A 14551-nucleotide genomic window follows, 5' to 3' on the forward strand; every position below is an offset into this window, starting at 1 on the left:
CTGACAACTTTTATATCATATCAAGTCATCATATGTTTGTCAATAACTTTTTTATTTTTTCTTATCTCTCATATTGCCACATCATTTAATGTAGCAATACATGACACGTATTACTATACACTTTTTTTAAATCTCCGTCAAGCAATAATTTTGCGATTATTTAATAAAAAAACCTCATAGTCATCAACTATGAGGAAAAAAGGAGTTTAATATGTTTAGTATCAATTATTAGGGGAAATAATCAATACTTTTAAATCTCAAAAATATTTCAGGGGGAGATATCAACTAACTATTAACTAGTTGATACTCATATCATATATTTCATTTATGAAGAAATTGTGAAGAAAAAATTCAATATTTCTTACAAATCGTTCTTCACTTTCCTCTCTTTATCCAAATAAAAAACCTCCACATTACAATATGGAGGTAAAAGGAGTTAGTTACATACATCATTCAGGGGGGATGCATGTTAATTTCGTTTACTTTCGGGGGAGAAGAGTAAATGAAAGGTTAATATAGAAAATCTATATTGCTATTAGGTTATGCTCTTATACTACTGTTTATTTTTGAATAATATATGAAAATTCCGTTTAAAAATTGTTTTCTTTCTTCTATAAATTATATAACTAATTATATTGCAAGCAATATAATTGATTTATCCCAACTTTTGAGTATCATTAAAGATATAGATAGTAAATCATTTTATCTAGGGGGTTACATTTATGAAAATAACAGTTACTGATGATGCAGCAAAAAAATTACAACGTTATACAGATGATTCTAACGCAGTTTTATTGCTTGATTTTGATGATGGTGTTGGTGCCCTATCAAAAGTTGGAGTTTGCTCTTTAAATAGTGACTTTAGAATTTTAGTTGTGTCTAAAGATATGGACTATAAAAAAGATTATAATGAAGTAATTGATTCCAATATTGGAAAATTCTACTATAAAGGTTACTCCAAAATGTATATGGATGATAATATGAAAATTTCTTTGAATACTAACAATTCTCTTCTTCGTTTGACTGGAGATAATTCTGGCGAACTTATGCCCGCATTAAGTATTCAAGATTTCAGATAATAATATACTTTCTAACTGCTTTATCTTTTAAGATTCAGCAGTTTTTTTGTTGGAAAAATTACTATACATATTAATCTATGTTGCAAATGTCCTCTGATTAAACTAAACTTAAAGTAAAAAATAGAAATATAGGTATCGGTTAATGAAAAAATTATTTTTAATAGTATTTACAGCTTTTTTTGTCGTGCTTTCATTTTTAAATATTCCAGTAGTATCTGCTAGTTCTTCTCATCATCGCAAAGCACATACTCATTGGAAAAAAGTAACAGCTCCTGTTAGTTTCCCAATCTTGATGTATCATAGCATCGCAAATATCCCGGGAAATAGTTTATGCCTACCTCCCGAACAATTTGAACATCAGATGGAATTATTACATAAGGAAGGATATTACACCCTTACTCCTAATGAAGCATATCGTGTTCTAACAAGGCAAGAGGTACCAGTTGGTAAAGAAAATAAAATTGTTTTTATTACTTTTGATGATGGTTATGAAAATAATTATTCTTCGGCTTATCCTATTCTAAAGAAGCTTTCTTTACATGCAACAATTGGTATGATTACCGACAAGATTAATACACCTGATATGCTTTCAACTAACGAATTAAAGAAATTACGTAAAGAAAAATTGGTCAGTATTGCTAGTCACACCGTTTCACATACTGAACTCAATACTTTAAATACTGAGCAACAATTAGTAGAAATGGCTAACTCTCGTGGGCTACTCAATCGTTCTCTAAAACAAAATACCATTTTACTTATATATCCTGTTGGTAGATATACTCCAGCCTCACCTTTCATCGCTCAACGTGCTGGATATAAATTTGCACTTACTACTAAACCTGGATTAGCAAATGCCAGTCAAGGTTTATACGAACTTCATCGTCAACGTGTCATTCCCAATATGTCTGATGAAAGTTTTAACCAATTGTTATCAGGAAATTAACTTACTATATTATAAGGAGGTTTTACCATGAGAAAAAAATTATTTCTTATACCACTTTTTATATCTTTATTTTTATTAGGGGCTTGTAGCAACAATTCAACTTCTCAAAACTCTGAATCTAGCAGTAGTTCTAGTTCTGTCAAGACTTCTAAATTAGTAAAAAGTTCTAGTCAAAAAAAATCTAGTTCAAATAAGTCTAGTAGCAGCAGTTCACAATCTTCTAGCTCTAGCAGCGAAGTAGCAAGTGATTCTTCAAACGTAATCCCTTCAAGTTCTGTTTCTGCTTCAAGTCAATCACAAGATGTTACTACAGATAATAATTCTGTTTTAACTTCATTTTTAAACGCTTCAGGTGTTCAACTTGGAAATGGTGATATTGCTTTTATAACTGGGGAAAATAATGGTATGTATGAAATTGAAATTCGTACTCAATCTCCTGGTAGTACTGCGGTTACTAATTTAAAGGGAATTTATCATTATAATCCTACTACTGGTTCTATTCAAAAAATGGATCCTACAACAGGCGTCTTTAACTAATTTTCTTTTTAATATGACAATTAGCGACAAATTCAAGCTACCGAAAAACTTGAATTTGTCGCTAATTTATTTCCATAATCACTTTTATTATTACTTTAAGATTTCCTTCACTACTTGTATTTCTTCTTTTAATTGATCATTTCCTTTTAGCCACACTAATGAGATAGGATGAGCCACTTCCATATTTTTTATCTTTATCTTCTGAATAATTCCATCATCCAACTCATCTGTTAATAAACATTGATAACAGAATCCTATCCCTACTCCATCTAATAGCATTCTTCTAAATAAACTTAAACTCCCAATTTGGTATTCTTGTTTAAAATCTATTGGACTTAAATTTCTCATACCCAATATTTGTCTTGTTATTTCTAACGAACCTGACCCTTGTTCTCGATAAATTAATGGATAATTTATTAGTTCCCGTAAATCATATTCTTTATTTGCTTCTATACCTAATTCCCTTTTTCCTACTGCAATAAATGGTTCATTTCTAATGATTACTTTATCATAGTCATCTTGCTTAAAATTACCCTCAATCAATGCAAAATCTATTTTTCCATTATTAAGAGCTTCTAAACATTGTTGAGTATTAAAAGTTTGACACACAATTTTCTTACTTCTCTGACTTCTATAGTAATCAACAATTTTCCATGCATCATTATTACTAAGTGAAAATGTTGTTGCAAAATTCAATGGGCTACTTTGCTTATCAGATAATTTCATTTTTATTTTTATATTTTTTGTTTGTACTTTCACTGATTCTGCAAATTTCAATAATTCTTTTCCCTCAGTTGTTAAAAATAATTTCCTCTTTTCATAGTTAAATAGCTTTACTCCAAATTCTTCTTCCAATTGTCTAATTTGTTGAGACACTGCTGGTTGACTTATAAACAAATTTTCTGCCGCTTTGGTATATGACTTTAGATGGGCTACCATCATAAACGTTTCAATTTTATTATCTAACATTTTATTCTCCATAATTTATACTTATGATAACATAGTAATTCATTATTTAATTTTATCAAAGGTTTTTGGTACATTTATTATAGAAAATATTTACAAAGAGGTGTTTATATGACTATATTTAAAAAACGTGCATTTTGGCTCGCTGCTCTTCTTACTTTTATTTGTTCTGTCCTAGGTAGTTTTTTAGCAAAACTTCCTTACCTTAGTTTAATTGGAGCTTTAGTTCTTTCATTATTGTTAGGAATTGCATTCCAATCATTTCCTCAAACTATTAATAAAGCTTCCTCTGGAATAGGTTTTATTTCTAATAAATTTCTCCGTTTAGGGATTATCCTATTAGGATTCAAACTTAATCTCATAACTTTAGCTAATGCAGGAATAAAAACCATTATTCTTTCAATTATTGTCGTAAGTGGTATGATTACTCTCACTTATTACCTCTGTAAAAAATTTGGTGCTGAATCTGAATTGGCTATCCTAACTGCGTGTGGTTGTGGAATTTGTGGTGCAGCTGCTGTAATGGGTGTTTCCCCTCAAATAGAAACTACTAATGAAGAAAGAAAACGTGAAAATGAAGTTTTAGCTGTTGCAGTTGTCTGCGTAATGGGTACTGTATTTACTTTGATTGAAATTTTTCTAAAACCATTTATCGGATTAGATGCCAGCCAATTTGGTATTATGGCGGGTGGATCACTTCATGAAATTGCTCATGCTGTAGCTACTGGTGGTGCTGGTGGTGCAATCAGTCTTCAAAATGCAATTATTATGAAATTATCCCGTGTCCTACTTCTTGCTCCTGTAGCACTTCTAGTAGGTCTTTGGTATCGTAAAAAAATGGCTGCAAATACCCTTAATACTAAAACTACTAATTCTAAATTACCTATCCCTTGGTTTTTAGGTGGTTTCATCTTAACTAGCATTATCGGTACATTTGTTCCATTCATCGCACCTTATCTCGATAGCCTTGTTCAAATCGCTTATCTCTTTTTAGGTATGGCTATGGCTGCATTAGGCATGTCTGTAAACTTTAAAGTTATCTTCAAGCGTGGTAAAAGTGTATTTTCAGCTGCTGCAATTAGCTCTACTGTTTTATTAATTTTTATGATAATTGCCGCTAAAGCCTTATTTTAAGTTGATTACGAACACATAATAAAAAAGCATTATGAGAAATATCATAATGCTTTTTTCATACTAAAGATTGTTGCATCCTACCAAACGAACAAACCAACCATAGCAGCAGAAAGGAGTGATACTAGAATACCGGAAACTAACATATAACCAACATTCTTAGAAATTAAATCATTCTTTTCTTTATTTACAATACCCTTAAAGCATCCAATAATCATACCAATAGTTGAGAAGTTAGCAAAGGATGTTAAAAATACTGTTAACATTGCTCGATAATGAGGATTAAATGCGTGTGTACTAATTGTGCCTGTAACCTTACCCATTACAACAAATTCATTTGTTACCAACTTCATACCCATGTATTGAGCAAATTGGAAAGAGTCTTGAACATTCAAACCTGTTAACCATGCAAATGGGAACATTACAATTCCTAAAATGTGTTCTAAAGATAACCATGGATTAATATATCCTAAAAGCTTATCAATTAATGCAGCTAAAGCAACAAAAGCAATAACGTTAGCAGCAATGATTAATACCAAACGACCAGCACCTAAGATAGAATCACCTAAGAATGAGAAGAATGGTTCTTTTACTGCATTACCTTCAGCATCAACATCGCCTACTTCAGTTTCAGCAGCTGCTGATCCCTTCATTGTAGCAACTGTATCTTCTTCTTTAGTTACTGTTACTGGATTCAACATAGATGTCACAATCAAAGCATTAATAACGTTAACTGGAACAGCAGTTAAAATATAACTACCTGGCATCATTTGAGTATATGCACCAATAATTGAAGCAGTAACACAACTCATAGACATCATAGCCAAAGTTAAGTTACGTTCAGCCTTCATTTGCTTTAATTGCAAACTTGAAATAGCCAAAGCTTCTGTGTTACCTAAAAACATCATTTCAATAGCAAAGAAAGATTCAAATTTAGGTTGACCTGTCAACCAAGAAAGTCCTCTTCCTATCCACTTAATAACCCAAGGTAAAATACCAATATATGTCAAGATATCGAATAAAGGAACGATCATCAAAATTGGTAGAAGTACAGAAACAAACCAGTCCATTTGCTTAACTTTAACCATACTAGGAACCGCAAATTCGATACCTACATAGGCAACTTTCATTAATTCATTAAATCCAGCTGCAGCTCCATCAACAATTGCACGTCCGATTGAAAAGCTTGTTAAGAACCATGCCAAAAATAAGTTAAATAATACCATTACAGCGATGGCACGCCAATTAATTTGCTTACGATCCTTAGATAAAAGCCAACCAATCGCTAAAAAGACAAGTACACCAACAATATTTATCGCTAGATACACGATTTTTCCTCCTTGAATAAGTACGTATTAAATTTTCAGTGTTTTCATTTATGCTAACAATCTTTACATAAAATTAAACATTTCAAGTATACATGATTTCATTTGTTCTTTGCAATCTTTTATTGAAACTTAATTTTTTTAACATGTTAATAATTAAAAAATAAACTTATCCACATAAGTATATTTGAGATATTATATTTTTATTCACAAAAAAAGTATCCATCGTACTCGCGATGGATACTTTTATAATGCTATTTACGTTTACTCTTATAGGCCTTACGCTTAGCTTTAGCCAATTTACGTTGGCGAGCCTTCTCTTTACGTTCTTTTTCTTCACGTTCCTTTCTAATTTTGAAAGGATTATTGATAAGTAACGTTTGTCCTGCTGAAAACAAATTAGTAATTACCCAATATAAAGAAAGTGCAGCAGGAACATTTAATGCAAATACAAAAATCATAATCGGCATAGACCATGTCATTACCGTTGTTATTGTATTTTGTTCAGGTTGCGCCATTGAGTTCAATTTAGAAGTTAGCCAAGTAAAAACTGCAGCTAAAATTGGTAAGATATAATATGGGTCTTTATCTCCCAACTGCATCCAAAAGAATGTACCTGACTTCAAAACATCTGATCTAAAAATAGCTTGGTACAAAGCAAACAAAATTGGCATCTGTACAATTAAAGGAAGCATACTTGCAAAAGGATTAATTCCAGCTTCAGAATATAATTTTTGCTGTTCCTTAGCCAACATTTGTCTTGATTCCATATCTTTTCCAGGATATTTTTCTTGCAATGCTTTTAATTTGGGTTGCAATTCCATCGTTTGACGCATACTCTTCATTTGATAAATCATTAGCGGCAAGATGATGATACGAACAATAATTGTAAAAATTACAATTCCCCAGCCATAGCTATTTCCAAAAATATGACTTAATCCTTGAATAGCACGAATGAAATTCCACACAATATAATGATCCCAAAATCCCGTGCTACTAGCATCTACCTTAGTGGTTGGAGTACACCCTGACAATACAACTACCATCAGAACTAGTGAACTCAGCAGAACTAAACTGCGTTTTAACTTTTTCACTGTATATGTACCTCTCTTACGTCATTCTCCTAATACTTTGGCTAATTTCAAAACATGCTTTAGATGTTCCTTTACTTCAGCCATTGACATATAAGCAACAGTTGGTCGTGCAATCACAAGAAAATCGCAATCTTGCTTCAACTGAGGCTTCAATTCAGTTAAACTTTGGCGAATACGACGCTTTACCCAATTGCGAGCTACCGCATTTCCAATTTTTTTACCAACTGAAATTCCTACTCGAAAATGCTTTTGATCAGGCTTTTCTAGCATGTAAACCACAAATTGGCGATTAGCACAAGACTGTCCTTGAGTAAAGACTGTTTGAAATTCCGCTTCTTTTTTGACGCGATATGACTTTCTCATAATTAAATCTCCATGAAAAGTCTACATAAGAAAAAAGACCACTGACGGTCCAGTGGCCTATGCAGACAATACTTTTCTACCTTTACGGCGTCTACGTGCTAACACATTACGACCGTTACTTGTACTCATACGTTTACGAAAACCATGTACACGTTGACGATGGCGTTTCTTTGGTTGGTAAGTTCTCTTCATTGATATACACCTCCTCAATACCCTTACTTAACAATGATACTGATTACTTTACTAAAAAGTAGTTAAAATGTCAAGCTCAGACTTACTTATTAATGTTATCATACTTTCTACTAAAAAAAAAGTAGCATTTAAATAATGAAACATCTAATTATCCACAAAATCTATAATTACACGTTAATTTATTGTGATTCTTCAAAAAATTTCTTTCTAACAATTCACAGAGTTTTTCATAGAAAAATTGTAATTCAACACCCTGTTAATAACTTTATCCACAAACATAACCTTCGCTGTTTATAACTAGTATAGTTCTTTATTTTCCAAGGTGTTTCCTTTGTTACTTTCTGTGGATAACGTGTAAATAATGTACAATCTTGGTCTTCCTATTTGCACTTGTGGATATCTATATTCACCTGTTGTTAATAAAAAAGTTTATTATTTTCACCTGTGGAAAACTTCTTTTAAAAATGCTAAAATATATTCACAATATTTAAAAAAGGAGGCTTACCTGTGCTTAATTTAGATTTAGATTCACTTTGGCAATATATTATTGAATCTTTCAGTAAATCTTTAAATCCTGCTAGCTACAAGGCATGGTTTGGTCCAGCAGAACCAGTTCAATATATCGATCAAACACTAATTGTAAATGTTCCAACACCTTTACATAGGGATTATTGGACTCAAAAGCTTAATGGACAAATTTCAGATCTAATCCAAGAAGTATCTGGTGAAAAAATAACTGTTTTAGCTAAGCTACCTAGTGATCCTAATCCTCTAGCAAATTCAGAAAGTGTAACTACACCAAAAAAAGTTTCTGTTGCAGAAAATAATAATAGTTCTTCTTTTCTAAAAGAAACTCAACTTAACGATCGTTATACTTTTGATACTTTTGTTGTTGGTAAAGGTAATCAATTAGCACATGCAGCAGCACTAGCCGTTGCTGAAGAACCTGGCGTTTTTTACAACCCGCTCTTCTTCTACGGCGGTGTTGGTTTGGGAAAAACTCATTTAATGCACGCTATTGGACATCAAATGTTAGAAAATCGTCCTGATGCGAAAGTAAAATACGTTACTAGTGAATCCTTTGCCAATGATTTCATTAGTTCTATACAAACAAAGCGTCAAGAAGAATTCAGACGTGAATATCGAAGTGTCGATTTACTACTTGTAGATGACATTCAATTTTTTGCAGATAAAGTAGGTACACAAGAAGAATTTTTCCATACTTTCAACGCGCTATACGATGATAAAAAACAAATCGTTCTTTCATCAGATAGACTGCCTAATGAAATTCCAAAACTTCAACAAAGACTAGTTTCTCGCTTTAAATGGGGGCTATCCGTTGATATAACGCCTCCAGATTTTGAAACGAGAATCGCAATTTTAAGAAATAAGGCTGAGGCTGAACACGTTTCTATTCCAGATGACACACTTAGTTATATAGCTGGTCAAATAGATTCAAATATTAGAGAACTTGAAGGTGCTTTAATGCGAGTAGAAGCTTTTTCTTCAATGACTCGCACTCCAATTTCTACTAGTCTAGCAGCTGAGGCTCTTAAAAACTTAAAAGTCAGTGGCAAATCCAGCAAACTAACTATTCCTATCATTCAAGATAAAGTAGCTAAGTATTATCATGTAACAATTGCTGATTTAAAGGGAAAGAAACGTGTTAAATCTATCGTTATTCCTCGCCAAATTGCTATGTACTTATCACGTGAACTAACAGATGCCTCACTTCCAAAAATTGGAAATGAATTTGGTGGTAAGGATCATACAACTGTTATTCATGCTCATGAGAAGATTGCTGAAGCTCTTCATACAGACACTACTCTCCAAAAGGAAGTAAATGAACTGCGAGCCGAGCTGCAAGATTAGTTTGTGGATTAATGTTAATAACCTAATGATTTTATCCACAACAATTCCACAAGTGATTTTCTTATATTTCAGGTTTTTTCATACTTATCCACAGTATGAACAGGCCCTACTATTACTACTATTTATATAAATAATATATAAATATATATTAGGAGGATTCATATACATGAAATTTTCAATTCAACGAGCATCATTTATCAAATATTTAAACGATGTCCAACGAGCAATATCATCCAAAACGACAATTGATATTTTGACAGGATTAAAAATGGATTTGTCAAAGGATGCATTAACTTTAACTGGTAGCAATTCAGATATATCCATTGAAACAATCATTTCAATTGCAGATGATAATGCTGCATTACAAATTGAACAAGAAGGTGCAGTTGTTTTACCTGCTCGTTTCTTTAGTGAAATTGTAAAGAAATTACCAGAACAAACAATGACAATTGAAATTAACGAAAGATTTCAAGCAACAATTACTTCTGGATCAGCAGAATTTACAATTAATGGGTTAAATGCTGAAGAATACCCTCATCTTCCAGAAATTGATTCAAAAGATCAATTAACTGTTCCCGGCGATATACTAAAACAAGTTATTAGTCAAACAGTTATTGCTGTTTCTAATCAAGAAAGTCGCCCTATTTTAACTGGTATTCATTTGGTAATAAAGAATGGAGAATTGCTTGCAGTAGCAACTGACTCTCATCGTTTAAGTCAACGTATCATCAAATTATCAGGTGCTGACGATGCGGTTTATGATGTTATTATTCCAGGAAAATCTTTAAGTGAATTATCTAAAATGATTTCTGATAGTGACGAAAACATTGAAATTCAGATTTCAGAAAATCAAGCATTATTCATTCTAGGCAACACTTCTTTCTACACTCGTTTACTAGAAGGAAAATATCCTGATACTGAAAGATTAATTCCAAAAGTTTCAGAAATTACAGTTGATTTTAATGCAGTAGAATTACTTCAATCAATTGAACGTGCTTCCCTTCTATCTCATGAAGGTCGCAATAATGTAGTTAAATTAGCAATTAATCCAAGTGCACAAAGTGTTGTTCTTTCAGGTAATACTCCTGAAGTCGGAAATGTTGAAGAAGAATTACATTTCAAAAATTTAGAAGGTTCAGAGTTAGAAATTTCATTTAATCCAGATTATATGAAAGATGCCCTACGTTCATTTGGTCAATCAGAAATTACAATTGCGTTTACACAACCATTACGTCCATTCACAATTGTACCAACAGAAGATAAAGATAATTTTGTTCAGTTGATTACACCTGTGAGAACATTCTAAAAAGATAAATTAGATTAATTTATTAAATAAGACTCTTATGCTTTTTATGTATAAAGAGTCTTATTTTTATGTAAAAAATTAATATACTATACCATTGTGATTGATTGATCAATATCAGTGGAAAATGATAGAACCGTTGAGGCTGTAAGTTTGTGTAGATTTCACAAATAAAACTAAGGGTGAATAAGTAGCTTTGGTGTAGTGTTGCCGTTCTTTCAATTAATGTTCCTTGTAGTTTGGATATGCTAAAAAAGCAAATAAGAGTTATTTTGAGCCGTTTTAATATAGGGTAGGTAGGATAAGTCTAAATTGGTATAAAAGTGCTATAAACGGTTAAAAAAGCCTTTAAAAATTGTCTTTTTATCAAAAAAAAGGTATAATTAGAAAGTATTTAAAAGAAAGTAGGGGATATTTTGGCACAAAAAGTGAAGTTGAAGACAGACTATATAACTTTAGGTCAATTATTAAAGATTGTTGACATCATTAGTTCTGGTGGGCAAGCGAAATGGTTCTTACAAGAAAATGATGTTTTGATCAATGGTGAATTGGATAACCGTAGAGGTAGAAAGTTATATCCTAACGATTTAGTTGAAATTCCTGAATATGGAAAGTTTATGATGGAAGCTGACAAATAATGTATCTTGAAAAATTGGAACTTAAACATTTTCGAAATTATGAAGATGTTAATGTTGCTTTTTCTCCTCAAGTTAACGTTTTGATTGGGAAAAACGCTCAGGGAAAAACTAATTTATTGGAATCTATATATGTTTTAGCAATGGCACGTAGTCATAGAACGAGCAATGATAGGGAAATGGTAACCTTTAAAAAAGATGCCGCATTAATTAGAGGAGAAGTTCATCAACGTTTAGGTAACACGAAGTTAGAACTTTTGATAAGTCGTAAAGGTAAGAAAGCCAAAGTTAATTATTTGGAAAAAGCAAGATTGTCACAGTATATCGGGCAATTAAATGTTATTCTGTTTGCGCCGGAAGACCTAGCGCTAGTTAAGGGGGCTCCATCAGTTCGTCGAAGGTTCATAGATATGGAGTTTGGACAAATAGATGCTCTTTACTTACATGCCTTGACTGAATATCGGGCGGTTTTGCGCCAACGAAATAAGTATCTTAAAGAACTACAAACCAAAAAGGCAACGGATAAAGTATATTTAGAAATATTATCAGAACAACTTTCAGAAAGTGGTTCGCAAATAATTTTTAAAAGATTAGAGTTTTTACAAGAATTAGAAAAATATGCTGATAAGTTACATAACCAAATCACACAGGGTAAGGAACATTTACAATTTCAGTATGAAAGTACATTGAAAGAATACCAAGGAAAGAGTGTGTTGGAATTAAAGCAATCCTTGGTTGAACAGTATAAAACTATGATGGATAAAGAAATTTTTCAAGGGACAACATTGCTCGGCCCGCATAGAGATGATGTTCGTTTTATGTTGAATGACAAAAATGTCCAAGTGTATGGATCGCAAGGCCAGCAAAGAACAGCAGCGTTGTCTGTGAAATTAGCTGAAATAGATTTGATGAAAGAAAAAACACATGAATATCCAATCCTGTTGTTAGATGATGTGTTGAGTGAGTTAGATGGTGCTCGACAAACTCATTTATTGAAAACTATTCAAAATAAAGTACAAACATTCCTGACTACACCAGGATTATCAGATGTTGCGCAACAATTAATTAATAAACCCAAAATCTTTAGAATAGATAACGGAAAAATTACAGAAGAAAATTCATTTACGATTGAGGAGGAATAGCTGTGACTGAAGAAGAAAGAAAAGAAAAACTTCAAGAAGAAAAGGCAAAAGAATATGATGCTAGCCAAATACAAGTTCTTGAAGGTTTAGAAGCTGTTCGTAAACGCCCAGGTATGTACATTGGTTCAACAAGTTCTCAAGGGCTACATCATTTGGTATGGGAAATCATTGATAATGGTATCGATGAAGCTTTAGCAGGATTTGCTGATGAAATTAATGTAACAGTTGAAGAAGACAATAGCATTACTGTAAAAGATAATGGTCGTGGTATTCCTGTTGATATTCAAAAGAAAACAGGTCGTCCTGCATTAGAAACAGTTTTTACGGTCTTACATGCCGGTGGTAAATTTGGCGGTGGAGGCTATAAAGTTTCTGGTGGTCTTCATGGTGTGGGTGCCTCAGTTGTAAATGCATTATCAACAAATCTAGATGTAAAAGTCATGCGAGAAGATGATGAAAACGTCTATGGTATGGACTTTAAATTAGGTAAAGTAGCTACCTCTATGACAGTTGTAGGAAAGTGTCCTCGCCATGAACATGGAACGATTGTCCATTTCAAGCCAGATCCAGATATTTTTACAGAAACTACAACCTATGACATCAATGTGTTAACTAAAAGAATTCGTGAATTAGCCTTTTTGAATAAGGGATTAAAGATAACAATTGATGATAAACGTCAAGAAGAACCAACACATGAAGAATTTCACTATGCTGGTGGTATTAAGCATTATATTGAATTCTTGAATAAGGGTAAGGAAGTTATTTTCCCAGAACCTATTTATGTTGAAGGTGAACAAAATGGAATTACGGTGGAAGTAGCTTTACAATACACTAATGATTTCCATTCTAACTTGTTATCTTTCACCAACAATATTCATACCTATGAAGGTGGAACTCATGAATCTGGATTTAAAACTGCTTTAACAAGAGTAATTAATGATTATGGTCGTAAAAGTGGCTTGATTAAAGAAAATGATGCAAATCTTTCCGGGGAAGATGTACGTGAAGGCTTAACAGCTGTAGTATCAATTAAACATCCTAATCCACAATTTGAAGGACAAACAAAGACTAAGTTAGGAAATTCAGATGCTCGAAAGGTTACTGATAAATTATTTAGTGAAACTTTCAATAAATTTATGCTGGAAAATCCTACAGTTGCAAAGCAAATTGTAGAAAAAGGACTTTTAGCCGCTAAAGCTCGTATTGCCGCTAAAAGAGCACGTGAGGTAACACGTAAGAAGAATGGTTTAGAAATTTCTAATTTACCAGGGAAGTTAGCTGACAATACTTCAAAAGATCCTGAAATTTCAGAATTATTTATTGTCGAAGGGGACTCTGCTGGTGGATCTGCCAAGCAGGGACGTTCACGTTTAACACAAGCTATCTTACCAATTAGAGGTAAGATTTTAAACGTTGAAAAAGCAACAATAGATAGAATCTTGGCTAATGAAGAAATTCGTTCGCTATTTACAGCTTTAGGAACAGGATTTGGAGAAGAATTTGATGTTTCTAAGGCAAACTATCATAAGTTAATCATCATGACTGATGCTGATGTCGATGGTGCTCATATCAGAACTTTGCTATTAACTTTGATATATCGTTTCATGAAACCTATGCTTGACGCAGGTTACGTATATATTGCACAACCACCTTTGTATCAAGTGCGTCAAGGTAAGATGATAAAATATATTGATTCTGACGAAGAATTGAATGATGTTTTAGGAAGTTTACCATCTAGTCCAAAGCCTGTTATTCAACGTTATAAAGGTTTGGGTGAAATGGATGCTGAACAGTTATGGGAAACTACAATGAATCCTGAAAATCGTCGATTATTGAGAGTAGAATTATCAGATGCAGAAGAAGCAAATGAAGTATTTGAAATGTTGATGGGAGATCATGTTGGACCTCGTCGTCAATTTATAGAGGATAATGCAACATTTGTTAATAACTTGGATGTTTAATTACATCG

The 14551-nt window shown here is 32.5% G+C and carries 14 protein-coding genes; 9 read left to right on the forward strand and 5 right to left on the reverse strand.

The genetic code is table 11. From position 1 onward, the window contains the following. Nucleotides 1–722 precede the first annotated feature (722 nt). From FC55_RS04315 to FC55_RS04325, 3 genes are all read left to right on the forward strand, one after another. Nucleotides 723–1079 carry an iron-sulfur cluster biosynthesis family protein gene (locus FC55_RS04315; protein ID WP_003701399.1) on the forward strand — a complete coding sequence of 119 codons (357 nt, stop codon included), beginning with the start codon at nucleotides 723–725 and terminating at the stop codon, nucleotides 1077–1079. Nucleotides 1080–1221: 142 nt separating this feature from the next. Beyond that, entirely contained in the window at nucleotides 1222–2022 is an 801-nt protein-coding gene (locus FC55_RS04320) for a polysaccharide deacetylase family protein (protein WP_003701400.1), read from the forward strand. 27 nt (nucleotides 2023–2049) lie between these two features. Further along, nucleotides 2050–2559: a hypothetical protein gene (locus tag FC55_RS04325; RefSeq protein WP_003701401.1), complete on the forward strand. Its 510-nt coding sequence runs from the start codon at nucleotides 2050–2052 to the stop codon at nucleotides 2557–2559. Nucleotides 2560–2649: 90 nt separating this feature from the next. Here FC55_RS04325 and FC55_RS04330 read toward each other — a convergent pair whose 3' ends face one another. Further along, entirely contained in the window at nucleotides 2650–3528 is an 879-nt protein-coding gene (locus FC55_RS04330) for a LysR family transcriptional regulator (RefSeq protein ID WP_035150288.1), read from the reverse strand. A 108-nt stretch (nucleotides 3529–3636) separates the two neighbouring features. On the opposite strand from FC55_RS04330, the gene FC55_RS04335 reads away from it, so the two are divergent. After that, nucleotides 3637–4659 (forward strand): YeiH family protein, encoded by a 1023-nt coding sequence (locus tag FC55_RS04335; RefSeq protein ID WP_003701403.1) that lies wholly within the window; start codon nucleotides 3637–3639, stop codon nucleotides 4657–4659. A 77-nt stretch (nucleotides 4660–4736) separates the two neighbouring features. On the opposite strand, the gene FC55_RS04340 is transcribed toward FC55_RS04335, so the two are convergent. The 4 genes from FC55_RS04340 to rpmH all read right to left on the reverse strand — a co-directional run bounded on the left by FC55_RS04340 (nucleotide 4737) and on the right by rpmH (nucleotide 7630). After that, entirely contained in the window at nucleotides 4737–5984 is a 1248-nt protein-coding gene (locus tag FC55_RS04340) for a NupC/NupG family nucleoside CNT transporter (RefSeq protein ID WP_003701408.1), read from the reverse strand. Between the two features lie 251 nt (nucleotides 5985–6235). Next, on the reverse strand, nucleotides 6236–7075 hold the full coding sequence (locus FC55_RS04345) for a YidC/Oxa1 family membrane protein insertase (RefSeq protein WP_035150291.1): 840 nt from the start codon (nucleotides 7073–7075) through the stop codon (nucleotides 6236–6238). A gap of 21 nt (nucleotides 7076–7096) precedes the next feature. Continuing rightward, nucleotides 7097–7438, reverse strand: a complete 342-nt coding sequence (gene rnpA, locus FC55_RS04350) for a ribonuclease P protein component (protein ID WP_003701410.1) — start codon at nucleotides 7436–7438, stop codon at nucleotides 7097–7099. Nucleotides 7439–7495: 57 nt separating this feature from the next. Continuing rightward, nucleotides 7496–7630 carry a 50S ribosomal protein L34 gene (gene rpmH, locus FC55_RS04355; protein ID WP_003701411.1) on the reverse strand — a complete coding sequence of 45 codons (135 nt, stop codon included), beginning with the start codon at nucleotides 7628–7630 and terminating at the stop codon, nucleotides 7496–7498. 507 nt (nucleotides 7631–8137) lie between these two features. Between rpmH and dnaA the strand changes: the two genes are divergently transcribed. The 5 genes from dnaA to gyrB all read left to right on the forward strand — a co-directional run bounded on the left by dnaA (nucleotide 8138) and on the right by gyrB (nucleotide 14543). Further along, nucleotides 8138–9502: a chromosomal replication initiator protein DnaA gene (gene dnaA, locus FC55_RS04360; RefSeq protein WP_003701412.1), complete on the forward strand. Its 1365-nt coding sequence runs from the start codon at nucleotides 8138–8140 to the stop codon at nucleotides 9500–9502. Nucleotides 9503–9668: 166 nt separating this feature from the next. Beyond that, nucleotides 9669–10808 (forward strand): DNA polymerase III subunit beta, encoded by a 1140-nt coding sequence (gene dnaN / locus FC55_RS04365; protein WP_003701413.1) that lies wholly within the window; start codon nucleotides 9669–9671, stop codon nucleotides 10806–10808. Between the two features lie 413 nt (nucleotides 10809–11221). Beyond that, on the forward strand, nucleotides 11222–11443 hold the full coding sequence (gene yaaA / locus FC55_RS04370; protein WP_003701414.1) for a S4 domain-containing protein YaaA: 222 nt from the start codon (nucleotides 11222–11224) through the stop codon (nucleotides 11441–11443). Continuing rightward, on the forward strand, nucleotides 11443–12582 hold the full coding sequence (recF, locus tag FC55_RS04375) for a DNA replication/repair protein RecF (protein WP_003701415.1): 1140 nt from the start codon (nucleotides 11443–11445) through the stop codon (nucleotides 12580–12582). Before yaaA ends, recF begins: the two co-directional genes overlap by 1 nt. A 2-nt stretch (nucleotides 12583–12584) precedes the next feature. Continuing rightward, complete coding sequence (gyrB, locus tag FC55_RS04380) at nucleotides 12585–14543, forward strand: DNA topoisomerase (ATP-hydrolyzing) subunit B (protein WP_003701420.1); 1959 nt, start codon at nucleotides 12585–12587, stop codon at nucleotides 14541–14543. Nucleotides 14544–14551: the final 8 nt, after the last annotated feature.

This window comes from Ligilactobacillus salivarius DSM 20555 = ATCC 11741 (genome assembly GCF_001435955.1).
Taxonomy (GTDB): domain Bacteria; phylum Bacillota; class Bacilli; order Lactobacillales; family Lactobacillaceae; genus Ligilactobacillus; species Ligilactobacillus salivarius.

What these genes read in the sequence shown, in the direction of transcription:
- rnpA (WP_003701410.1), bottom strand. Translation starts at nt 7,438, where the DNA reads ATGAGAAAGTCATATCGCGTCAAAAAAGAAGCGGAATTTCAAACAGTC.
- rpmH (WP_003701411.1), bottom strand. Translation starts at nt 7,630, where the DNA reads ATGAAGAGAACTTACCAACCAAAGAAACGCCATCGTCAACGTGTACAT.
- dnaN (WP_003701413.1), top strand. Translation starts at nt 9,669, where the DNA reads ATGAAATTTTCAATTCAACGAGCATCATTTATCAAATATTTAAACGAT.
- FC55_RS04335 (WP_003701403.1), top strand. Translation starts at nt 3,637, where the DNA reads ATGACTATATTTAAAAAACGTGCATTTTGGCTCGCTGCTCTTCTTACT.
- FC55_RS04325 (WP_003701401.1), top strand. Translation starts at nt 2,050, where the DNA reads ATGAGAAAAAAATTATTTCTTATACCACTTTTTATATCTTTATTTTTA.
- FC55_RS04330 (WP_035150288.1), bottom strand. Translation starts at nt 3,528, where the DNA reads ATGTTAGATAATAAAATTGAAACGTTTATGATGGTAGCCCATCTAAAG.
- FC55_RS04320 (WP_003701400.1), top strand. Translation starts at nt 1,222, where the DNA reads ATGAAAAAATTATTTTTAATAGTATTTACAGCTTTTTTTGTCGTGCTT.
- FC55_RS04315 (WP_003701399.1), top strand. Translation starts at nt 723, where the DNA reads ATGAAAATAACAGTTACTGATGATGCAGCAAAAAAATTACAACGTTAT.
- recF (WP_003701415.1), top strand. Translation starts at nt 11,443, where the DNA reads ATGTATCTTGAAAAATTGGAACTTAAACATTTTCGAAATTATGAAGAT.